18 protein-coding genes are annotated in these 22,626 nt (G+C 63.2%); 5 read left to right on the forward strand and 13 right to left on the reverse strand.

Annotated elements, in window-relative coordinates; translation table 11 throughout:
• Positions 1 to 51: 51 nt before the first annotated feature.
• Positions 52 to 4,755 carry a glutamate synthase-related protein gene (locus tag C2L65_RS14435; protein ID WP_042314547.1) on the reverse strand — a complete coding sequence of 1,568 codons (4,704 nt, stop codon included), beginning with the start codon at positions 4,753 to 4,755 and terminating at the stop codon, positions 52 to 54.
• A gap of 310 nt (positions 4,756 to 5,065) precedes the next feature.
• The gene (locus tag C2L65_RS14440) at positions 5,066 to 5,773 is read right to left on the reverse strand and encodes a transposase (protein WP_007585301.1); all 708 of its coding nucleotides are present in this window, start codon (positions 5,771 to 5,773) and stop codon (positions 5,066 to 5,068) included.
• A gap of 187 nt (positions 5,774 to 5,960) precedes the next feature.
• Between C2L65_RS14440 and C2L65_RS14445 the strand changes: the two genes are divergently transcribed.
• The gene (locus tag C2L65_RS14445) at positions 5,961 to 6,683 is read left to right on the forward strand and encodes an OmpW/AlkL family protein (RefSeq protein WP_042314548.1); all 723 of its coding nucleotides are present in this window, start codon (positions 5,961 to 5,963) and stop codon (positions 6,681 to 6,683) included.
• Positions 6,684 to 7,015: 332 nt separating this feature from the next.
• The gene (locus C2L65_RS14450; RefSeq protein ID WP_042314549.1) at positions 7,016 to 7,399 is read left to right on the forward strand and encodes an ElaB/YgaM/YqjD family protein; all 384 of its coding nucleotides are present in this window, start codon (positions 7,016 to 7,018) and stop codon (positions 7,397 to 7,399) included.
• 216 nt (positions 7,400 to 7,615) lie between these two features.
• On the opposite strand, the gene C2L65_RS14455 is transcribed toward C2L65_RS14450, so the two are convergent.
• From C2L65_RS14455 to pilM, 7 genes are all read right to left on the reverse strand, one after another.
• A complete protein-coding gene (locus tag C2L65_RS14455; RefSeq protein ID WP_233446512.1) occupies positions 7,616 to 8,812 on the reverse strand; it encodes a deoxyguanosinetriphosphate triphosphohydrolase in 1,197 nt (398 codons plus the stop codon).
• A gap of 80 nt (positions 8,813 to 8,892) precedes the next feature.
• Positions 8,893 to 9,975, reverse strand: coding sequence for a 3-dehydroquinate synthase (gene aroB / locus C2L65_RS14460; protein ID WP_042314551.1), 1,083 nt, complete (start codon positions 9,973 to 9,975; stop codon positions 8,893 to 8,895).
• Positions 9,976 to 9,991: 16 nt separating this feature from the next.
• Positions 9,992 to 10,543: a shikimate kinase gene (locus tag C2L65_RS14465; protein ID WP_042314552.1), complete on the reverse strand. Its 552-nt coding sequence runs from the start codon at positions 10,541 to 10,543 to the stop codon at positions 9,992 to 9,994.
• Positions 10,544 to 10,680: 137 nt separating this feature from the next.
• Positions 10,681 to 12,264, reverse strand: a complete 1,584-nt coding sequence (locus C2L65_RS14470) for a type IV pilus secretin PilQ (RefSeq protein ID WP_042314553.1) — start codon at positions 12,262 to 12,264, stop codon at positions 10,681 to 10,683.
• On the reverse strand, positions 12,261 to 13,175 hold the full coding sequence (locus tag C2L65_RS14475; RefSeq protein ID WP_042314554.1) for a hypothetical protein: 915 nt from the start codon (positions 13,173 to 13,175) through the stop codon (positions 12,261 to 12,263). The genes C2L65_RS14470 and C2L65_RS14475 overlap by 4 nt, the downstream gene beginning before the upstream one ends.
• Positions 13,172 to 13,774: a hypothetical protein gene (locus tag C2L65_RS14480; protein WP_042314555.1), complete on the reverse strand. Its 603-nt coding sequence runs from the start codon at positions 13,772 to 13,774 to the stop codon at positions 13,172 to 13,174. The genes C2L65_RS14475 and C2L65_RS14480 overlap by 4 nt, the downstream gene beginning before the upstream one ends.
• Positions 13,771 to 14,730 carry a type IV pilus biogenesis protein PilM gene (gene pilM / locus C2L65_RS14485; RefSeq protein ID WP_042314556.1) on the reverse strand — a complete coding sequence of 320 codons (960 nt, stop codon included), beginning with the start codon at positions 14,728 to 14,730 and terminating at the stop codon, positions 13,771 to 13,773. Before pilM ends, C2L65_RS14480 begins: the two co-directional genes overlap by 4 nt.
• Before the next feature lie 254 nt (positions 14,731 to 14,984).
• Between pilM and C2L65_RS14490 the strand changes: the two genes are divergently transcribed.
• Positions 14,985 to 17,378 carry a penicillin-binding protein 1A gene (locus C2L65_RS14490; protein ID WP_042314557.1) on the forward strand — a complete coding sequence of 798 codons (2,394 nt, stop codon included), beginning with the start codon at positions 14,985 to 14,987 and terminating at the stop codon, positions 17,376 to 17,378.
• 103 nt (positions 17,379 to 17,481) lie between these two features.
• On the opposite strand, the gene cyaY is transcribed toward C2L65_RS14490, so the two are convergent.
• On the reverse strand, positions 17,482 to 17,799 hold the full coding sequence (gene cyaY / locus C2L65_RS14495; RefSeq protein ID WP_042314559.1) for an iron donor protein CyaY: 318 nt from the start codon (positions 17,797 to 17,799) through the stop codon (positions 17,482 to 17,484).
• Between the two features lie 35 nt (positions 17,800 to 17,834).
• Between cyaY and lptM the strand changes: the two genes are divergently transcribed.
• Complete coding sequence (gene lptM / locus C2L65_RS14500) at positions 17,835 to 18,152, forward strand: LPS translocon maturation chaperone LptM (protein ID WP_042314560.1); 318 nt, start codon at positions 17,835 to 17,837, stop codon at positions 18,150 to 18,152.
• Positions 18,153 to 18,161: 9 nt separating this feature from the next.
• Positions 18,162 to 19,424, forward strand: a complete 1,263-nt coding sequence (gene lysA / locus C2L65_RS14505) for a diaminopimelate decarboxylase (protein WP_042314561.1) — start codon at positions 18,162 to 18,164, stop codon at positions 19,422 to 19,424.
• 85 nt (positions 19,425 to 19,509) lie between these two features.
• On the opposite strand, the gene msrQ is transcribed toward lysA, so the two are convergent.
• The 3 genes from msrQ to ccsB form a co-directional block, all read right to left on the reverse strand.
• Positions 19,510 to 20,208, reverse strand: coding sequence for a protein-methionine-sulfoxide reductase heme-binding subunit MsrQ (gene msrQ, locus C2L65_RS14510; RefSeq protein ID WP_042314562.1), 699 nt, complete (start codon positions 20,206 to 20,208; stop codon positions 19,510 to 19,512).
• Between the two features lie 11 nt (positions 20,209 to 20,219).
• Positions 20,220 to 21,212, reverse strand: coding sequence for a protein-methionine-sulfoxide reductase catalytic subunit MsrP (msrP, locus tag C2L65_RS14515; protein WP_042314563.1), 993 nt, complete (start codon positions 21,210 to 21,212; stop codon positions 20,220 to 20,222).
• Between the two features lie 194 nt (positions 21,213 to 21,406).
• The gene (ccsB, locus tag C2L65_RS14520; RefSeq protein WP_042314574.1) at positions 21,407 to 22,624 is read right to left on the reverse strand and encodes a c-type cytochrome biogenesis protein CcsB; all 1,218 of its coding nucleotides are present in this window, start codon (positions 22,622 to 22,624) and stop codon (positions 21,407 to 21,409) included.
• Positions 22,625 to 22,626 lie beyond the last annotated feature (2 nt).

Genomic DNA, 22,626 nt, shown 5'->3' on the forward strand with positions numbered 1-22,626 from the left:
CGCAAGCGGCAGGTGCGCTTCGTTATGTCGTCTGGTTGGGTCGGGAAACGATCAGGCTGCGAGCACTTCCTTGGCAGCCTTCTTCGCGCCCATTTCGCCCAGCGCGCGCTTGTATTCGGTCGGGAATACCTTCACGAACTGACGGCGCGACGCATCCCAGTTTTCGAGCAGCGCCTTTGCACGCGGCGAACCCGTGAACTGGAAGTGACGTTCGATGAGCCCCTTGAGCAGCGCTTCGTCGGTCTGGCCGATGTGCCACAGCGCCTTGTCGACCGTGCGTTCCTGTTCGGCCTGTTGCAACACCGGCTCGAGCGCGACCATCGACTTGTTGCACTTCGCCGCGAACGAACCGTCCGCGTCGTACACGTAGGCGAGACCGCCCGACATGCCCGCTGCAAAGTTACGGCCCGTCTCGCCGAGCACGACGACCGTGCCGCCCGTCATGTATTCGCAACCGTGGTCGCCCGTGCCTTCGACAACCGCCGTCGCGCCCGAGTTACGCACGCAGAAACGCTCGCCCGCGACGCCGCGGAAGAACGACTCGCCTTCGATCGCGCCGTACATCACCGTGTTGCCGCAGATGATGTTTTCCTCGGACTTGCCGCGGAAATCGTTCGTGGGACGGATGATGATGCGGCCGCCCGACAGACCCTTGCCGACGTAGTCGTTGCCGTCGCCGACCAGATCCAGCGTGATGCCCTTCGCGAGGAACGCGCCGAAGCTCTGGCCCGCCGTACCCTTCAACTGGATGTGGATCGCGTCGTCGGGCAGACCGTCGTGGCCGTACTTCTTCGCGATCGTGCCGGACAGCATCGCGCCGACCGTACGGTTCACGTTGCGCACCGGCTGGATGAACGACACGTGCTCGCCCTTCTCGATGGCCGCCTTCGCCTTCTCGATCAGCACGTGATCGAGCGCGCGGTCAAGGCCGTGATCCTGCGAATCGACGTGCATGCGCGCGACGCTCGCGGGGACGCTCGGCTGATAGAACACGCGCGAGAAGTCGAGACCCTTTGCCTTCCAGTGCTCGATGCCCTTCTTCATATCGAGGAATTCGCTGTGGCCGATCAGGTCGTCGAACTTGCGCACGCCCAGTTGCGCCATGATTTCGCGCACTTCTTCAGCGATGAAGAAGAAGAAGTTCACGACGTGTTCCGGCTGGCCCTGGAATTTTGCGCGCAGCACGGGGTCTTGCGTCGCGACGCCGACCGGGCACGTGTTCAGGTGGCACTTGCGCATCATGATGCAGCCTTCGACGACGAGCGGCGCCGTCGCGAAACCGAATTCGTCCGCGCCGAGCAGCGCGCCGATCACGACGTCGCGGCCGGTCTTCATCTGGCCGTCGGCCTGCACGCGGATACGGCCGCGCAACTGGTTCAGCACCAGCGTCTGCTGCGTTTCCGCGAGGCCGAGTTCCCACGGCGTGCCGGCGTGCTTCACCGACGACAGCGGAGATGCGCCCGTGCCGCCATCGTGGCCGGCGATCACGACGTGATCCGCCTTTGCCTTCGCGACACCCGCAGCGACCGTACCGACGCCCACTTCCGACACCAGCTTCACCGAGATGCTCGCCGCCGAATTCGCGTTCTTCAGATCGTGAATCAGCTGCGCCAGGTCTTCGATCGAATAGATGTCATGGTGCGGCGGCGGCGAAATCAGGCCGACGCCCGGCACCGAATAACGCAGCTTGCCGATGTACTCGGACACTTTGTGACCCGGCAACTGTCCGCCTTCGCCCGGCTTCGCGCCTTGCGCCATCTTGATCTGGATCTGGTCCGCGGAAGCAAGATACTCCGCCGTCACGCCGAACCGGCCCGACGCGACCTGCTTGATCTTCGAGCGCAGCGAATCGCCTTCCTTCAGCGGGATGTCGGTTACGACTTCATCGCCGAGGATGGACTTCATCGTGTCGCCATTCTTGATGGGGATGCCGCGCAGCTCGTTGCGATAGCGGTTCTCGTCTTCGCCGCCTTCACCCGTGTTCGACTTGCCGCCGATACGGTTCATCGCCACAGCCAGCGTAGCGTGCGCTTCCGTCGAGATCGAGCCGAGCGACATCGCGCCCGTTGCAAAGCGCTTGACGATGTCCTTCGCCGATTCGACTTCGTCGAGCGGAATCGCCTTCGACGGATCGACCTTGAATTCGAACAGGCCGCGGAACGTCATGTGACGCTTGGTCTGATCGTTGATCAGATGCGCGTACTCCTTGTACGTCTGATACGAGTTGCTGCGCGCCGAGTGTTGCAGCTTGGCGATCGCATCCGGCGTCCACATATGGTCTTCGCCGCGCACGCGGTACGCGTACTCGCCGCCCGCGTCGAGCATGTTGGCGAGAACCGGGTTGTCGCCGAACGCGTCGCGGTGCAGACGGATCGCTTCTTCCGCCACTTCGAACAGGCCAATGCCGCCGACCTTCGACGCCGTACCCTTGAAGTACTTGCTCACGAGATCTTCAGCGAGACCGACTGCCTCGAAAATCTGCGCGCCCGTGTACGACATGTACGTCGAAATGCCCATCTTCGACATGACCTTGTAGAGGCCCTTGCCGACTGCCTTCGTGAAGTTGTAGACGGCCTTTTCCGCCGACAGGTCGCCCTTCATGCCCACTGCCATCTGCGCGAGCGTTTCCATCGCGAGGTACGGGTGAACGGCTTCCGCGCCGAAGCCCGCGAGCAGCGCGAAGTGGTGCGTCTCACGCGCCGAGCCCGTTTCGACGACGAGGCCCGTGCTCGTGCGCAGACCTTGCTGCACGAGGTGCGAGTGGATCGCCGACGTGGCCAGCAGCGCCGGAATCGCGACGTTGTCGCGGTCGGTCTTGCGGTCCGACACGATCAGCATGTTGTAGCCGGACTTCACGGCGTCGACGGCTTCCGCGCACAGCGACGCGAGGCGCGCTTCGATGCCTTCCTTGCCCCATGCGACCGGGTAGCAGATGTTCAGTTCGTACGAGCTGAACTTGCCGCCCGTGTACTGATCGATCGCGCGGATCTTCGCGATGTCCTTGAAGTCGAGCACCGGCTGCGACACTTCGAGACGCATCGGCGGGTTGATGTTGTTCGTGTCGAGCAGGTTCGGCTTCGGCCCGACGAACGACACCAGCGACATCACCATGTTTTCACGGATCGGGTCGATGGGCGGGTTCGTGACCTGCGCGAACAGCTGCTTGAAGTAGTGATACAGCGTCTTGTTCTTGTTGGACATGACGGCCAGCGGCGAGTCGTTGCCCATCGAGCCAACGGCTTCTTCGCCTGCCTGCGCCATCGGCGCCATCAGGAACTTGAGGTCTTCCTGCGTGTAGCCGAACGCCTGCTGGCGGTCCAGCAGCGCAGCCGCTTCGCGGCGCTCCGTGACGACGTCTTCCGCGTTCGGCTCGATTTCGTCGAGCTTGATGCGCACGGCGTCGATCCAGCTCTTGTACGGCTTGGCGTTCGCGAGGTTGTCCTTCAGTTCCTTGTCGTCGATGATGCGACCATGCTCCATGTCGATCAGGAACATCTTGCCCGGCTGCAGACGCCACTTCTTGACGATCTTCGATTCGGGAATGGGCAGCGTGCCCGCTTCCGACGCCATGATGACGAGGTCGTCGTCCGTGACGATATAGCGCGCCGGACGCAGACCGTTACGGTCCAGCGTCGCGCCGATCTGGCGGCCGTCGGTGAACGCGATCGCGGCGGGGCCGTCCCACGGCTCCATCATCGCGGCGTGGTATTCGTAGAACGCGCGGCGGTTGTCGTCCATCAGCGTGTGCTGTTCCCATGCTTCGGGAATCATCATCATCACCGCGTGGACGAGCGGGTAGCCGGCCATCACGAGCAGTTCGAGACAGTTGTCGAACGACGCCGTGTCCGATTGGCCCGGATAGATCAGCGGCCACAGCTTCGGCAGGTCGTCGCCGAGCACGTGCGAGGCGATCGCGCCCGTACGCGCGTTCAGCCAGTTGACGTTGCCCTTCACCGTGTTGATTTCGCCGTTGTGGGCGATCATGCGGTACGGGTGAGCCAGTTCCCACGCCGGGAACGTGTTGGTCGAGAAGCGCTGGTGTACGAGCGCGAGTGCCGACACGACGCGCTCGTCCTGCAGGTCGCGGTAGTACACGCCGACCTGGCCCGCCAGCAGCAGACCCTTGTAGACGACCGTGCGCGCCGACATCGACGGCACGAAGTATTCCTTGCCGTGCTTCAGCTTGAGCGCCTGGATGCGGTGGCTCGCCGTCTTGCGGATCACGTACAGCTTCCGCTCCAGTGCGTCCGTCACCATGATGTCCTTGCCGCGACCGATGAAGATCTGGCGGATCAGCGGCTCGCTCGCCTTCACGGTCGGCGAGATCGGCATGGTGTGGTCGGCGGGCACGTCGCGCCAGCCGAGCACGACCTGGCCTTCCGCCTTCACCGTGCGCTCCAGTTCCTGTTCGCAGGCGAGACGCGACGCGTGTTCCTTCGGCAGGAAGATCATGCCGACGCCGTATTCGCCCTCGGGGGGCAGCGTCACGCCCTGCTTGGCCATTTCCTCGCGGTAGAACGCGTCCGGAATCTGGATCAGGATGCCCGCGCCGTCGCCCATCAGCGGATCGGCGCCGACGGCGCCCCGGTGATCGAGGTTTTCGAGGATCTTCAGGCCCTGCTGAATGATTTCGTGGCTTTTCTTGCCCTTGATATGCGCAACGAAGCCGACGCCGCATGCGTCGTGCTCGTTTGCGGGGTCGTAGAGACCTTGCGCGGCGGGAACCGTGGAAAGCGGCTGCTGATGGTCGTTCATGGGGACACCGTCTGTCAGGGGCCGTGGGGCCGTTGAACCATTTTGTTTTTGCCCGCGGTGCGGACTTCGACCGCGCGGGCGGCCGCGGACGCGCGATATTGCAGTTGCACATCGGGACGCCGGAAATCGGAATATACGCGACGAATCAACGGAATAGCAAACAAAATGTGATGGTCGGGCCCCTATTATCAATGTGGTGCATTTATTCACCTTTAAATTGGTGCCATATCAAAACAGGGCAAAAGAAAACGGCATGCAGGGATGCCGTTCGCCTTCCACTTTCGCGAGCAAACCGTTGAGCACAAAGGCTTTATTGGGTTTGCGGCGTTTCCCGGACCTTGCGCGGCCGGCCCCTTGGCAAGGGCGACACCCGCCGATTCGCGGCCCGCGCCGCCCATTCCCGGTACGAGTCGCTACCGAGCACCCAGCCCTTCAACGTGGCCTGCTGAAGCTGGCTGGCTTCGCGTTCGTCGAGCGGCTGCTCGCACAATTCGCGGTACGCGCGCTGCCGTTCGAACGGCGTATTGCCGAGTGACCAGTACAAACGATGATCGGTGATCAAACTGTCTAAGGTCAGGCCGATGTGATGCCGATAACTGGACCATCGGTAGTCTTCCGGCGCACTCGCCAACTGGTTGCGCACCGGCGACATCTCGACGACGCGGCTCGCGAGCAGGAAGTACTTCTCGCCTTCGATCACCGTCGCGCGATAGCGGCCTTCCCACAACGTGCCGCGCCGCGAGTAACGGCGATTGAAGTGCGCGACGTAACGCCGGCCGACGGCCTGCATCGCCTTGGGCAGGCTCGATTCGTCGGTGGGCGTGACGAGCAGTTGCACCGCGCCAGGCATCAGCGCGTATGCGTGAACGGATAAATGGTGATCGCGCGAAGCCGCCTTCAGGCAATCGATGAACAGTTCGTAATCCTGGTCGTCGACGAATGCGGGCTGCTGGTCGAGTCCGCGCAGGATCACGTGTTGCGGCTGGTCGGGGACATAAAGACGTGCAAGCCGTGCCATGCTGGATTATCCAAAGTCGCGTTGGTACATACCCGAAGGTCCGAAAAACTGCGTCGGCGCGGCCTCACGCGCCAAGCGGGTCTGCCGGAAAACGGCATAAAGCCTAGGCAGAACGCTCTAGCCGGCGCGTATGGTTTGTTTGAAACGTTGTGGTCATAATTGGCGGGCCTTTTTTGGAGGAGCACAAATGAAATTAAAACAGGCCTTGGGGGTCGCGGCACTCGCTTGCATAACAACCACAGCGCACGCGCAATCGGCCGGCAGTTTCTTCGTTACAACAGGGTGGTTCCATCTCGCGCCTCAGTCCAGTAGTGACCCGTTGAGAGAGACAAACGTCAACGGTACGCCCGTCAACATCACCGTGCCCAACACGGGCGCCGAACTCGGCAGCGGCGACACCATCGGTTTCACCGGCGGCTATTTCGTCACCGACCATATCGCCACGGAATTCGTGATCGGCGTGCCACCGCAATTCGACCTGAAGGGCACGGGCTCATTCCAGCAATATGGCAAGCTCGGCTCAGCGAAACAGTGGAGCCCGACGCTGCTGTTCAAGTACTACTTCAACCAGCCGCAAGCGAAGTTCCGTCCGTATCTGGGCTTGGGCGTGAGCCGCGTTTCGTTTACCGACGAGCACATCACGAACGGCGCTTTCGAAGCCAACGTACTTCATGGTCCGACCACGGTAACTACGGATAGTTCGTGGGAGCCCGTGTTTAATGCCGGCTTCACGTACGCGTTCACCGACCACTGGTTCGCGGGCTTCTCGATCTCGTATCTGCCGCTCTCGACGACCGCCAAGCTGAACACCCAGGCGCAGACGCCGATCGGCACCGTCAACGTGCAATCGGAAACGAAGATTCGTCTGAACCCGATCGTCACGTACGTGAACCTCGGTTACCGGTTCTAACACAACAGGGTAGACGAGTTTTTCGGGCTTGAACAACGCCGATGTGCAAAAGCGCGTCGGCGTTGTTCCATGCGTTCACGATACCTCTATGTGCATGCCTTCGTCTCCGGCGGATCGCGACATCATTCCTGCCATACACGCCGCCCGGCCGTTGTAAATTTGACTGAAACAGGCACACCAGCGGTGCAATTTCTGCCGCATGCGGCATGCATCGCCCCCAGTGGGAACGTCTGTGCGAATCATGTCGCAGGGCGGGCATCGAAGTTGCGTCAGAGGATACTTCCCGCGCTGTGTTGCGGGGATATTCAACTACCCTCATCGACGGAGCGACCATGACTGCACTTCCTAACACGCGAGATGCCCTGGGCGAATCCTGGACCACGGCTGGCCGTCGTGCGCGGCGCATTGCGCGCCACAGTCGACACGCGGCTGAAGATATTGCAAGCGAACTGCGCACATTGATGACCGAACTCGAGAACACGCTCGGAGACGGCACGCAAGCCGACGCCACGGTGCTGCGCACGCAGATGCGCAAGCGTCTCGACGAAGCGCGCACACGTCTGAACGACACGCGCGATGCGATGCGCGAGCGCGCCGAAGCGGCAATGCACAGTGCCGACGATTACATCCACGAAAATCCGTGGCGGACGCTCGCCATTGTTGGTGGCGTTGCGCTGATCGCAGGCGCCTTGATCGCGCGAGGCGGATCACGCTGACGCACGCGGCGTCGGGCTGGACGAGCGGCCAGCCGGCGACGGCTGGACCCCGGATCTCTGCGTAGGACGGGCGCGGCGCATGTTTGCGCGCCGCTTCCCTTGTTGTGTCGAGGCGGGCGTCGGACAGTTCGCGCGCGGTTGCGCCGTTGCGCAGACTGTTGACGTCGCGGTTCGGTGAACGCGGTTTAGACGCGGGATCTACCGCGCATCAACGCATCAATCGCCATCGACGATAAACAGCCGCTGGTATTCCTTCGACGCGTACCGGTCCGTCATGCCCGCGATGTAATGCGCGATGAGGCGTGGCTGCTTCGCTGCGTCCGGCGTCTGATAGGCGGGCGGCAGAAGGCGAGGATCGTCGATGAACGCGTCGAACAACCCGGCGATCACGCGCTGGGCCTTGTTCGCCATGCGCATCACGCGATAGTGGCGGTACAGGTTCTTGAACAGAAACCGCTTGAGTTCCGTCGCCTGCGCAGCGACAGCCTCGCTGTGCGCGACAAGCGGCGGCGCGCGGCGCACGTCGTCCAGCGAAGCGGGCGCATGCCGCGCAATATTGCGCGTGGTCGTGTCGATCAGATCCACGATCAGCGTGTTGATGATTCGCCGCACGGTCTCGTGAATCAGCCGGCGTCCCTCGATCTGCGGATAATCGCGTCGCGCCGCGTCGTAGTGCGTGTGCCATAGCTCGACTTCGGCGAGCTGATCGATCGTGAGCAATCCCGAGCGCAGGCCGTCGTCCACGTCGTGATTGTTGTACGCGATTTCGTCGGCGAGATTGGCGATCTGCGCTTCGATCGACGGTTGCCGCCCTTGCAAAAAGCGCTCGCCCAGTTCGCCGAGACGCCGCGCGTTTTCGCGCGAGCAATGCTTCAGGATGCCTTCGCGCGTTTCGAAGCACAGATTCAGGCCGTCGAAAGCGCCGTAATGCTCTTCGAGATCGTCGACGACGGCGAGACTTTGCAGGTTGTGCTCGAAGCCGCCGTAGTCGCGCATGCATTCATTGAGCGCGTCCTGCCCTGCATGGCCGAACGGCGTGTGCCCGAGATCGTGCGCCAACGAAATCGCTTCGACGAGATCTTCGTTCACGCGCAGATTGCGCGCGACAGAACGCGCGATCTGCGCGACTTCGAGACTGTGCGTGAGCCGTGTGCGGAACAGGTCGCCCTCGTGATTCACGAAGACCTGCGTCTTGTACTCGAGCCTTCGGAAAGCGGTCGAATGGACGATGCGGTCGCGATCGCGCTGAAATTCGGTGCGCGCGCTCGGCGGCGCTTCGTGATGGCGCCGGCCGCGCGATTGCGAAGAATGCGCGGCGTACGGCGCGAGGTGTGCTTCGAGTGCGGCGATGGTGGGCAGCGATACGACGCCCGTAGCGGGCGTCGCAGAAGCGGCGTCGAGTGATTCGCTCAGATGGTCGCTGCGTATTTCACTCACCGATATCTCCGAATCAGATGCGACGGCCGCTGTGTGCTGTGCCGGGCCGCTTCGCGTCAGGTGCCGACGCTGGCGTCGAGGGTTTCGAGCACCGCCTCGTCGGGGGCGCGGGTGATCAGTGTGTCGCCGAAACGCTTCAGCAGGATGAACTTGATTTCGCCCGCTTCCGCCTTCTTGTCGACGCGCATCAGATCGACGTAACGCGCAGCGCCTAGCGTAGGCGCCCGAGTAGGCAGATGCGCAGCCTCGATGACGGCAACGAGCCGCTTGCGCGCGGCTTCGTCCAGATGGCCGAGCCGCACGGACAGGTCCGCCGCCATCACCATCCCGCAGCCCACCGCTTCGCCGTGCAGCCACTCGCCATAGCCGAGACCCGCTTCGATCGCGTGACCGAACGTATGGCCGAAGTTGAGGATGGCGCGCAGACCGCCTTCGCGTTCGTCCTTGGCCACCACGGAAGCCTTGATCTCGCACGACCGCTTGACCGCTTCGGCGAGCGCTTGCGGCTCGCAGCGGTTGAGCGCTTCGATGTTCGCTTCGATCCAGTCGAAAAACGTTGCGTCGGCAATCGCGCCCGTCTTGATGACTTCCGCAATCCCCGCCGCCAGTTCGCGCGGCGGCAGCGTGCGCAGCGCGCCGATATCGGCGATCACCGCCTGCGGCTGGTAGAACGCGCCGATCATGTTCTTACCGAGCGGATGGTTGATGCCCGTCTTGCCGCCAACCGACGAATCGACCTGCGACAACAGCGTCGTCGGCACCTGGATGAACGGCACGCCGCGCATGTAGCAGGCGGCCGCGAAACCCGTCATGTCGCCGATCACGCCGCCGCCGAGCGCGATCAACGTGGTCTTGCGATCGGCCCGCGCGCCCAGCAGCGCGTCGAAGATCAGATTCAGCGTTTCCCAATTCTTGTGCGCTTCGCCGTCGGGCAGCACGACCGTCGTCACGTCCTTGCCGAGCGGCGCGAGCGCCTTGCGCAAGGTGTCGCCGTACAAGGGATCGACTGTCGTGTTGGTGACGATCGTCACCGACGCGCCGCGAATATGCGGCGCGAACAGCTCGCTTTTGCCGATCAGATCGGCGCCGATATGAATGGGATAGGCGCGTTCGCCCAGTTCGACGTTGACGGTAATCATGGAAGTCATCTCGCCATTATGACGCAGCAGGCCTGGCGACGCCCGCCATCTCGAGCTGCATCAGCACCATGTTGACGAGCCCGTTGACGGACGGACGGCCCGTTTCGATCACAAAATGGGCGCACTCGCGATAGAGCGGATCACGCACTTCGTAGAGCGCTTCGAGGCGCCCTTTCGGGTCCTCGGTCTGCAGAAGCGGCCGGTTCTTGTCGCGGCGCGTGCGCAGCCAGAGATCGTGCGGATTGGCGCGCAGATAGACGACGATGCCGTGCGCGCGCAACGCGTCGCGGTTTTCCGGGCGCAAAACCGCGCCGCCGCCCGTGGCGAGCACGATGCTCTCGCGCCCGGTGAGGTCGGCGATCACTTGCGCCTCGCGTTCGCGAAAGCCCGCTTCGCCTTCGAGTTCGAAGATCACCGGGATGCGCGCGCCCGTGCGCGCCTCGATTTCATGATCGGAGTCGAAGAACGGGCGATCCAGCCGGCGCGCCACGGCCCGGCCCACGGTGGTCTTGCCTGCCCCCATGAGCCCTACAAAAAAAACGTTGGCGTGTGCGTCCCGCGGTTGCAACTTATCCTCTGGCTAATCCGGTGTAGTTCGTGCGGCAGCTTACTGGCAAAGCGCCTGCCTTGTCGAGCCTGACGGCCGGCGCGGCTGCCGCCGATCATGCTTTCGGCCCGCGCCCATGGCGCTTTCCCGACGATCCGTCAATTTGTCTGCACAACCCTCGGCGTGATGAAAACGACGAGTTCGCTGGTCAGATCGCGGTGGGCGCGATGCCGAAAAAGCGCGCCCAAAAGCGGTATTTTGCCCAGGAGCGGCACGCGCGTCACATCATCGCGGTCGTCCGACTCGTAGATTCCGCCAATCGACACCGTCCCGCCGTCCTCCACCTCGACGCGCGTCTGCACATGTTTGGTGTTGATGGCGGGCCCCGACGCCGTCTGCTCGCCGACACTGTCCTTCGCGACGTCTAGATCCAGCACGACCCGGCCGTCCGGCGTGATCTGCGGCTCGACCTCCAGTTTGAGGCTGGCGCGGCGAAACTGCACGCCCGACACGCCCTGCCCGACTTTCGCCTGATACGGCAGCTCGGTGCCCTGCTCGACGATCGCCTTCATCCGGTCCGCCGTCACCACGCGCGGACTGGACACGATCCTCCCGAGCCCTTCCGCTTCGAGCGCGCTCAGCTCGATGTTCACCAGACGCGTCGCCTGCGCGGCGAACAGCGTGAAGCCAGCCGTGGCCGCGTCGAAGCCCGAAATCGGCCGCGCCGATAGATCGAAGATCGAGCCGTCCTTGCCGCCGACGACGCCCGTCGCCTTGCCGTCCTCGTTCGTGGCGAGCATCGACAGCTTCACGCCGAGATTGCGCGAAAAGCCCTTCTCCGCTTCGACGATGCGCGCCTCGATCAGCACCTGACGCGTCGGCCTGTCGAGCGATGCGATCAGTTCCGCGATCTGCGCGAGGCGCGCGTCGAGATCCGTGACGAACAGCAGATTGGTGCGCGGGTCGGCCATCGCCGCGCCGCGCTTGGACAACACGCGCTGATTGCCCGATGCCGTCAGCAACTTGCGCAGCTCTTCGGCGTGCGCGTAGTGCAGCTCGAAGGTGCGGCTCGCGAGCGGCTCGAGTTCCGCGGCGCGCGCGTGCGCTTCGAAACGCTGACGCTCGCGCGCCGCCAGTTCGGACAACGGCGCGACCCAGATCACGTTGCTGCGCTGTTCCATCGCGAGGCCGTTGACGTCGAGCAGCGTGTCGAACGCGGCGCGCCACGGTACGTTGTCCAGATGCAGCGTGACCGCGCCGCGCGCCTTGTCGCTGGCGACGATATTCAGGCCGGTGAACTTCGCGAACGCGCCGAGCACGGCACCCAGTTCGGCGTGCTGGAAATGCAGCGTGATCGGGCTGTCGGCGGGAAACGACGGCGTAGCGTTCGTGCTCAGACGCGCGGCGGGCGCGAGCGGGACGGGCGGGCCTTCGAGCGCATCCGTGCGCGCCTCGTCCAGGCGTTTCGGCTCGGCTTCGTCGCGTGCGGTGGAAGACGGATGCGCAGCATCCGCCGATGCATCCGCTTCTCGCCCCGGCGCGGCGGCTTCGTCGGTTGCATCCGGCGTGAACGGATTGGCGACGTCCGTCGTAACCGCGCGCGGCAACGGTGGCATGCCGGCGGGCGTAAGCGCGTCGTCGAACGGCATGTCGGCGGGAAGCGGCGGTAACGATGCGCGCGCCGCCATGGCGACGAAAGCAACGCACACGAGCATCGAACGCATGACGTTGAGCCGCATCATTCGACGGCCTCCGCGAGCGTCAGCGAATACACGCTGCCATCGCGCTTGGCAAGCGTGAGGGCGCGTGCGTCGACATGCGCAACCCGCTCGTCGCCCCACCGCTGTCCGGGTTCGAGCGTCTCTGCGTTGTCGCCCGCTTCGATCAGCGCGAGACCGCGCAGGCGGTCGACCAGAAGGCCGACCAGCCGCATCGATGACAAAGCGCTCTCCTGTGCTGACGCAAACGCCGCAGGTTGAAACGGATCGTAGAACACGATCTCTTCGTCGGGATCGAACGCGTCAGGATCATCACGCACCGTTCGATGCGCGGCATTCCCCAGGGGATGAACCGCGCTGTACGAATGCAGTGTCGCGTTGATTGACAAGGCCTCGCCCTGACGCTTGAGCGTCACTTCTTCGGACACGACGAGGACTGGCAAACTCGCAAGCCCTTCGAAAAAATCGACGGCATGATCGAAGTCGGCTTGAGCCGTCATACGCAGCGGACGCATCACGTCGAGTCCGCTGCCAGTGACGACGCCCGGCTCGATTACAAGCAGCGTTACGTCATTGCGTGCCGCGAGCTGCGAAATCACGCGTATGTCGTCCGCCGAGGTCCAGTTCGAAGGCATCGGCGCGACGCTCGCCGCCTGACGCAATGCAGGCAACTGCGCGACGGCCGCTTCGGCTTCGCCCAGATTGCGTTGCGCGGCAGATAACATTTCGCGGCTCGACTGTACGCCGCTCATATCCGTGGCGAGCCATGCATTCGCGCCGAACACGAAAGCAGCGACAGCGATGCACAATGCGACAGCCCAGCGCCGTCGCATGCTCCATGTTTCGAGCGGCACGCGCAGGCGCTCGACGAGCGTGCGTCCGAACCGCTCGCGCGACGCCGGCATGCCGATGCGGCCAGCAATAGTCGTGTTCATTGCTTCCCTCTCTTGTTCTGATGAGCCGCTACCGGCGCCCGGGGTTTATCAGGCGGCCCGTCCCATTTCAGATGTGCTTTGATTTCGAACGCCGTCGATGCATCCGTCGCGCGATGCACGTCGCTCAAGTCCGAATCCTTCACGCCCTTCAATGCGGCGAGGCGGTTCAGCCACGCCGCCGACGCGGCATGATCGGAAGAACCGGCAAGCAGTTCCGTATCGCGCTCGCGTTGCCGCAACTGCCTGAGGACGACAGCCTCCGACGACTCCCGGCTCAACGCGTCGAGCAGATCGAGCAAGTGCGTAAGCGGTTCGGAAAGCGTCGCGGCGCGCTCGCTCCTCAAGCGCTCGTCGCGTGCCTCGCCGACAAGCCGCGTGTACTCGACAAGCGGCGGCGCGAGCACAGCAAGACGTTGCCCGATCGCCGCGCGCTCCCGGTCGATACGCACCCGTTCGAACGTCTGCCACGTCACCAGCAACGCCACTGCGGCGCAACCACACAGCGCCGCGCTCGTCCATTCGACATAACGGCGCCGACGCGCGAGCCGCGCATCGCGCTGCCGGTGCGGCAACAGATTGAAACCGTGGGCGAAGGTCATTGCGTCATGCCCCGCAATGCAAGACCGAACGCAACCGCGAACGAAGGCTCATGCAACAGATCCGAGTCGGGTATCACGTTGCCGTCGCTGAGCGAAGAGCAGTCGAAGGGCAACACGGAACAGCCCAGCACATCACCGATATCTGCAAGCGAAAAGCACACGCCTTCGAGCAGTTCGATTTCGCCGCCCACCAGCGCGCACACGTTCAGGTTGTTTTCCGCGAGATCGCGCAACGCATCGGCGACGCACGAATATTCGGGCGATGGATAACGGATTTCTTCCGCGATCGTTTCCCCTTCGATGCGCCAGCCGTACACGCCATCACTGCCGATCCAGATCGCCGCATACGGTTCGTGCAGTTCGAGTTCGAAGGTCGCCGCGTGACGCAGCGCGCGCAACGCCGCATGCGGCTCGACGTCGACCGTTGTCAGCGTCACGCCCGCCATCGCCGCGCTTTCGATGCGCGCTTCGAGATGCTCACGCGCCGTCGCGGCAATCGACACCGTGCGAAGATGCGGCGGCGACTCGTCGACATACCAGTCGACGGCGAGCGCATGACGCTCGATGCCCGCGACGCGCTCGGCTTCCATCAGCACCGTAGGCTCGATCGACGCAGCGGAACCATGCGGGCCGCTCACGTGATTGACGGGCAGATGCGCCGTGAAAGTCGCGGACCCCGGAATCGCCATTGCGCAACGCAGTGCCGCCGACATGCATTGCTCGGGCACATGGCAGAATGCCTCGGACAACGCGCGCGCCACCGCTTGCCGGTCGACGATCTCCGCGCCAGCCATCGCGCCCGGCGCGAGCGGCTCCAAAGCCACGCATTCGATGCGTACGGGTCCCATCTTTCGCGCGCTGCTGCTCAGCGCCACGATCCTCACCGCTTGCGCGCCGACATCGATGCCGACTGCCTGACGCCGCATCGCCATTCGTAACGAGTGTTTCAACGCCATTCCTTCCTCCCTCAGATACCAACGGAAACTGAAGGCCCGCGGCTTCGAGAGAACGCGGGCAACGGAAGGCATTCTGCGCAGCGCGACACACAAGCGAAATTCAGCCGAATGGCTAATGGTCGGGTAACTGATATCGGGCGACAATCAAAGGCACTACAGTGTTCTCATAGCCGTGCGGACCGCGTCGGCCGTAAGCATGCCGAAAGCTGCCGGGTCGGGCGGCTATAATCGCGGGACCGTTTTCTGGTGTTCATATGCAATCCACGACTCCTACGTCTCCGCCTCCAGCACCCCAGAAGCGCAAGCGTCCGCTCTGGCTGAAGATCATCCTTGGCTTCGTCGGGCTGATCTTCGCCGGGATCCTCTGCGTCCTGCTCGTGCTGGGTTACGCGCTGGTCGTCGCCACGCCCAATCTGCCTTCGCTCGACGCGTTGACCGACTATCGTCCGAAGGTGCCGCTGCGCATCTACACCGCAGATCACGTGCTGATCGGCGAATTCGGCGAAGAGCGGCGCGACATCGTCCACATGCGCGAGGTGCCGGACAATCTCAAGAAGGCAGTACTCGCCATCGAAGACGCGCGCTTTTACGATCACGGCGGCGTCGATCTGATGGGTATCGCACGCGCCGGCGTGGTCGCGCTCACGAACGGCCACGCAACGCAGGGCGCAAGCACGATCACGATGCAGGTTGCGCGCAACTTCTTCCTGTCCAGCGAGAAGACCTACACGCGCAAGATCTACGAGATGCTGCTCGCGTACAAGATCGAATCGAAGCTGAGCAAAGATCAGATTCTCGAGGTGTACATGAATCAGATCTATCTCGGCCAGCGTGCGTACGGCTTCGCGAGCGCGGCGCGCGTGTACTTCGGCAAGGACCTGAAAGACCTGTCGCTGGCCGAATGCGCGATGCTCGCCGGTCTGCCGAAAGCGCCGTCCGCGTATAACCCGGTGGTGAATCCGAAGCGCGCGAAAGTGCGTCAGGAATACATCCTTCAGCGCATGCTGGAGTTGGGCTATATCACGCAGGACCAGTACGACACGGCGAGCCGCCAGCCGCTCATCGTCAAGGGCGCGGGCAAGGAGTTCAGCGTGCATGCGGAGTACGTCGCGGAAATGGTGCGGCAGATGATGTACGCGCAGTATCGCGAAGAGGCGTACACGCGCGGCCTGAACGTCGTGACGACCATCGATTCCGCCGATCAGGACGCCGCATACCGGGCGCTGCGCAAAGGCTTGATGGACTATGAACGGCGCCACGGCTATCGCGGTCCGGAAGCGTTCATCGACCTGCCGACCGACGCTGACGAACGCGAGCAGGCGATCGACGACGCATTGCTCGAACATCCCGACAACGGCGAGATCATCGCAGCTGTGGTGACGTTGGCCAGTCCGAAGCAGGTGCAGGCGACGCTGATCGACGGCAACGCCGTGACGATCCAGGGCGACGGGCTGCGCTATGCAACATTCGCACTGAGCACGCGCGCGCAGCCGAACCAGCGCGTGCGGCCGGGCGCGATCATCCGTATCGTGAAGAACGACGACGGCAACTGGTCGATTACGCAGTTGCCGCAGATCGAAGGTGCGTTCGTATCCGTCGTGCCGCAGGATGGCGCGATCCGCGCGCTGGTTGGTGGCTTCGACTTCAACAAGAACAAGTTCAATCACGTGACGCAGGCATGGCGGCAGCCGGGTTCGAGCTTCAAGCCGTTCATCTATTCGGCGTCGCTAGAAAAGGGTTTGGGACCGGCAACCGTCATCAACGACGCGCCGCTCTTCTTCAGCGCAGCTGAAACAGGTGGCCAGGCGTGGGAGCCGAAGAACTACGGCGGCGGCTTCGATGGCCCCATGTCGATGCGCACTGCGCTGCAGAAGTCGAAGAACCTCGTATCGATCCGCATCCTCAACCACATCGGCACGAAGTACGCGCAGCAGTACATCACGCGCTTCGGTTTCGATGCGGAGCGTCACCCCGCGTATCTGCCGATGGCGCTCGGTGCAGGCCTCGTCACGCCGCTGCAGATGGCGGCTGGCTACTCGGTGTTCGCGAATGGCGGCTATCGCGTGAATTCGTATCTGATCGCCGAAGTCACCGATCAGCGCGGCGTGGTGGTGGCGCATGCGGACCCACTCGTCGCGGGCAGCAACGCGCCCCACGCAATCGAGCCGCGCAACGCGTACGTGATGAACAGCTTGCTGACGAGCGTCGCGCAGCGCGGCACGGGCGCGAAGTCGAACGTTCTGAAGCGCACGGACCTCGCGGGCAAGACGGGCACCACCAACGACTCGCGCGACGCGTGGTTCGCCGGCTATCAGCACACGCTTTGCGCGATCGCGTGGATGGGCTACGACAACCCGCGCAGTCTCGGCGACAAGGAAACGGGCGGCGGGCTCGCGCTGCCCGTGTGGATCGACTACATGGGACGCGCGCTCAAGGGCGTGCCCGAGTACAAGATGCCGATGCCGGAAGACGTCGTATCGATCAGCGACGAGTTGTATTTCGACGACTTCACGCCGGGCAATGGCTTCGTGTCGACGGTCGGGGTGACACTGCCACCGCCGGAAGCGAGCGGCGCGGCAAGCGGTGCGCCGGCCCAGGTCGGCGCGCAGGAGAAAGAGGACATCATGAACCTGTTCAAAGGTCACTAAGTCCGGATTGCCGCTGAAAAAAAAAGCCGCCGCGTATCGAACGCGGCGGTTTTTTCATTTTCGGCAAACGCGCATCGGCTTCATGGGCGCCGATGCGAAATGCTCAGGGCGCAATCTGGACGTCTTCGCCTGCCTGCTGCGTCGCGTATTCGGACAGCGCCGCGTAGAACTCGGTGCCATTGCGTGTGTCGCGCCACGCGCCGTCGACAAAACGGAAGTGGTATCCGCCCGACTTTGCGGCGATCCAGATCTCCTGCATCGGCGGCTGAAGATTCACGATGATCTTCGTGCCGTTCTCGAATTCGAGCGTCAGCACGTTGCCGCTGCGCTCGAATTCGATGTCGGCGTCCGTATCGTCAAGCGAGCGTTCGATGGCTGCCAGCACAGCCTCGGCACGGGTCAGGTATTCACTGTCGGACATGCTAAACTCCAGCGATTAATTATTCAGGGACAGTCATGCGAGTCGTTTTCCGGACGAGCGCCACGGCCACGATTCTAGCGACTCTGGCTATTGTCGCAGGTGTCGCGCTCAGCGGTTGCGGACAACGCGGTTCGCTTTATCTGCCTACCGTTCCGCCTCTTCCGGCCAAACCGAACGAACAGACCCAGCCGCCCTCGCCCGACGAAGTGAAACCCGACGCCGAATCCGCTCAAGGTTCCGTTCCGGATACGTCGGGCACGCCGTTGTCCCTGTCGCCCGATTCCGAACTGCGCACTGCGCCGACGTCGAACGCGCCCGCCCAACCGGCGTCCGGCGCGTCCGAAGCTCAATAAGACTGCCGTATGACTCAATCCGCTTTTGCCTACGTCGACGGCGTGCTGCACGCTGAAGGCGTGTCCGCCGTGTCGCTTGCCGAGCAGTTCGGCACGCCGCTCTATGTCTACTCGCGCGCTGCGCTAACCGAGGCGTGGCATGCCTACGCCGACGCATGCGCCGGCCGGCACGCAACCGTACACGTCGCTGTCAAGGCGAACAGCAACCTCGGCGTGCTCAACCTGTTCGCGCGCATGGGCGCGGGCTTCGACATCGTGTCGAGCGGCGAGTTGGCGCGCGTGCTCGCGGCAGGCGGCAAAGCGGAAAACACCGTGTTCTCCGGCGTCGGCAAGAGCGTCGCGGAAATGCGCGAAGGGCTCGCGGCGGGCGTGAAGTGCTTCAACGTCGAATCGATTCCCGAACTCGACCGCCTCAACGCGGTTGCGGGCGAAATGGACAAGAAGGCGCCCGTGTCGCTGCGCGTGAATCCTGACGTCGATGCAAAGACACATCCGTATATTTCGACGGGCCTCAAGTCGAACAAGTTCGGCGTCGCATTCGACGAAGCGCGTGCCACGTATCGCGCCGCCGCTGCGATGAAGCATCTCGACGTGGTCGGCATCGACTGCCATATCGGTTCGCAGATCACGGAAGTCGCGCCGTATCTCGACGCCGTCGACAAACTGCTCGAACTCGTCGAACAGATCGAAGCGGACGGCTTGAAGATCAAGCATATCGACGTGGGCGGCGGACTCGGCATCACCTACGACGATGAAACGCCGCCGGATATCGGCGATTTCGTGCGCACGTTGCTCGACCGGATCGAAGCGCGCGGGCATGGCCATCGCGAAGTGTATTTCGAGCCGGGCCGCTCGCTCGTCGGCAATGCGGGCATGCTGCTCACGCGTGTCGAGTTTCTGAAGCCGGGTGCAGAGAAGAACTTTGCGATCGTCGACGCAGCAATGAACGACCTCGCGCGCCCCGCGATGTACGAGGCTTATCACGCGATCGAACCCGTCGTGCAGCGCGCCGGCGACAAGCATGTTTATGACGTCGTCGGTCCCGTGTGCGAAAGCGGCGACTGGCTCGGACGCGAACGCAAACTCGCCGTCGAGCCGGACGATCTGCTCGCGATCCGTTCCGCGGGCGCCTACGGATTCGCGATGAGCTCGAACTACAACACGCGTGCGCGCGCAGCCGAAGTGATGGTCGATGGCGACAAGGCGTATGTCGTGCGCAAGCGCGAAGAAGTGAAAGACCTGTTCGCGGGCGAGACGGTTCTGCCGGAATAACTTCCGCGCGTTTCGGACGCTCAAAGCAAAAAGGCGATGCGCTTATGGCGCATCGCCTTTTTTGTCGCCTGTCGATTCGCGCTCGTCAGGTTTTTGCGCGCTGCCTGATCCTGTCGCGCGCCCAAACCAGCACGCGCCAGCCGAGCAACGCAATCACGATCGCGCCGTAAATCTTCGGCAAGATCAGATCGTGCTTGCCTGCCTTCATCCACCAGAAATGCAGGATCGCGAGCGCTGCGATCGGGTAGATGGCGCGGTGCAGGGTCTGCCAGCGTCGGCCGAGTTTGCGCACCATCGCTTTCGGCGACGTGATGGCAAGCGGTAACAGCAGCACGAACGCCGCAAAGCCGACCGTGATGAACGGCCGCTTGCCGATGTCCTTCACGATCGCGGCAATATCGAACCACTTGTCGAACCAGAAGTACGTCGTGAAATGCAGCGCGGCGTAGAAGAACGCGAAGAGGCCGAGCATCCGGCGAAAGCGCAGCAATGCGTTCCAGCCGGTCAACTTGCGCAGCGGCGTCACCGCGAGCGTGATGCAGATGAAAACCAGCGTCCACAGGCCCGTCGACCGCGTGATGAACTCGATGGGGTTTGCGCCCAGCCCGCCCGTGAAGCCGAGCAGCACGAGCCGCGCAAGCGGATACAGCGCCGCGACGAACACCACGATCTTCGCGGGCACGATCCAGCGGCTGGCATTGGCGCTCGTGCTGGCTTTTCGCGTCTGACGCACTGTGTTCGTGGCGTTGCTGGCGGTCGCGGGTTGGGTCGTATTGGTTGCCATGCGCGCCGCCGTCAGAAGTTCTTCTTCAGGTCCATGCCCTGATACATCGACGCGACCAGATCGCCGTAGCCGTTGTACATCAGCGTGTTCCGCTTGGGCGTGAAGATGCCGTCACCGATGCGCCGTTCGGTCGCCTGGCTCCAGCGCGGATGGTCGACGTTCGGGTTCACGTTCGAATAAAAGCCGTATTCGCTCGGCGCGTAGGTGTTCCAGCTGGTCGGCGGCTGCTTGTCGACGAAGCGGATTTTCACCAGCGACTTCGCGCTCTTGAAGCCATATTTCCACGGCACGATGATACGCACGGGCGCGCCGTTCTGATTCGGCAGCACCTGGCCGTAGACGCCCATCGTCAGCAGCGTCAGCGGATTCATTGCCTCGTCCATCCGCAGACCTTCCGAATACGGCCATTCGAGAATCGGCTCGGACAATCCAGGCATCTGCGACGGATCAGCAAGCGTGATGAACTGCACGTATTTCGCGTTCGCCGTCGGCTGCGCGCGCTTGATGACTTCCGACAACGGAATGCCGATCCACGGAATCACCATCGACCAGCCTTCGACGCAACGCATCCGGTACACGCGCTCTTCGAGCGGCGCGAGTTTCAGTAATTCATCGATGTCGTAGACCTTCGCGTTCTTCACCTCGCCTTCGACGCTCACCTTCCACGGACGCGGCCGCAACGTCCCGGCGTTATGCGCGGGGTCACTCTTGTCGGTGCCGAACTCGTAGAAGTTGTTGTACGTGGTGATGTCCTTGTAAGACGTGACCTTGTCGGTGACGACGAACTTCGGATTGGTCTTTGCGCCGAGCTTCAGCGCCTTCGGATCGGGCGACGAATATTCCGCGTACGCCTCGCCGTGTACACCGATCAGGCTGCCGAGCGCCACCGCGCCCGCCGCCTGCAGGATGCGCCGGCGATTCTCGAACACGCGCTGCGGCGTGATTTCGCTGCGCGCGATGTCGTCGCCGTACAGCTGGCCTCGGTCGCTTCGCTTGATCCACATGCTGAAAACTCCTTGCCGGGCGCCTCGCCCGATCGGTATCCATTCGACTCGCGCGAGGGAGTCGCCGTTCTTCGTTCTCGGTTCTTCGTTCTGTTAACACACGCGGCGAGCGATTCTTCCATACCGGCATAAAAAAACCGCCGGTGCAGCGCACACGGCGGTTTCTGGTCGTTCCGACCCGGCGAAACTGAAACTTACAGCTTGCCGTAGCTGTGCAGCCCCGACAGGAACATATTGACGCCGAGGAACGCGAAGCTCGTCACCAGCAGGCCCGTCAGCGCCCACCATGCGGCGACCGCGCCGCGCAGGCCTTTCATCAGACGCATGTGCAGCCACGCCGCGTAATTCAGCCAGACGATCAGCGCCCAGGTTTCCTTCGGGTCCCAGCTCCAGTAGCCGCCCCACGCTTCGGCGGCCCACAGCGCGCCGAGAATCGTCGCGATCGTGAAGAACGCGAAGCCGACGGCGATCGACTTGTACATCACGTCGTCGAGCACGTCGAGCGTCGGCAGGCGGTCGGCCAGCACGCCGCGCTCCTTCATCAGATACGCGACGCCAACCATCGCCGACAGCGCGAAGCTGCCATAGCCGATGAAGTTCGCCGGCACGTGGATCTTCATCCACCAGCTTTGCAGCGCGGGGACGAGCGGCTGGATCTGCTGCGCGTCGCGCGCGATCGAGTACCACATCAGGAAGCCGACGGCCGCGCTGATCACCAGCAGCACGAACGCGCCGAGCGAGCGCGTGTTGTAGTGCTGCTCGTAGTACAGGTAGAACAGCGCCGTGATCAGGCTGAACAGCACGAACACTTCGTAGAGGTTCGAGATGGGGATATGGCCGACGTCCGAGCCGATCAGATACGACTCGTACCACCGCACCATCAGGCCGACGAAGCCCATCAGCACCGCCACCCACGTCATCTTCGAGCCAATCGCGGCGCCCGTCGGCGAACGCGACAGCGTGCCGATCCAGTAGAACAGCGTGGCCAGCACGAACAGCGCGCTCATCCACAGGATGGCCGACTGGCTCGACAGGAAATACTTGAGGAAGAACGCGTGGTCGGCGCGGGCGAGATCGCCGCCGTAAATCTGAATTGCCGACAGCGACAGCACGGCGATGCACGCAATCAGCAGACGCACCGGTTTCCAGCGCCAGCCGAGCACGACGAAAACAGGCACCGTGCATACCAGCACCAGCTTGTCGTAGTAATTCATGTAGTCGTGGTAGCGCGACAGCGCAAACCCGGCGCCCGCGACCATCGCAAGCGCGAACAGCCAGTCGAACAGGCCAAGACGCTTCAGAAATGGACGATCGTCCAGCAGCGCCTCCCCAGTCAGATGCGGGGTCGAGAGAGCCGCCGTATCGGCGCGCGGTTTGGCGCGCGAGGATGAGGAAACTTGAGTCAGGTCCATGA

Source organism: Paraburkholderia terrae, assembly GCF_002902925.1.
GTDB lineage: Bacteria > Pseudomonadota > Gammaproteobacteria > Burkholderiales > Burkholderiaceae > Paraburkholderia > Paraburkholderia terrae.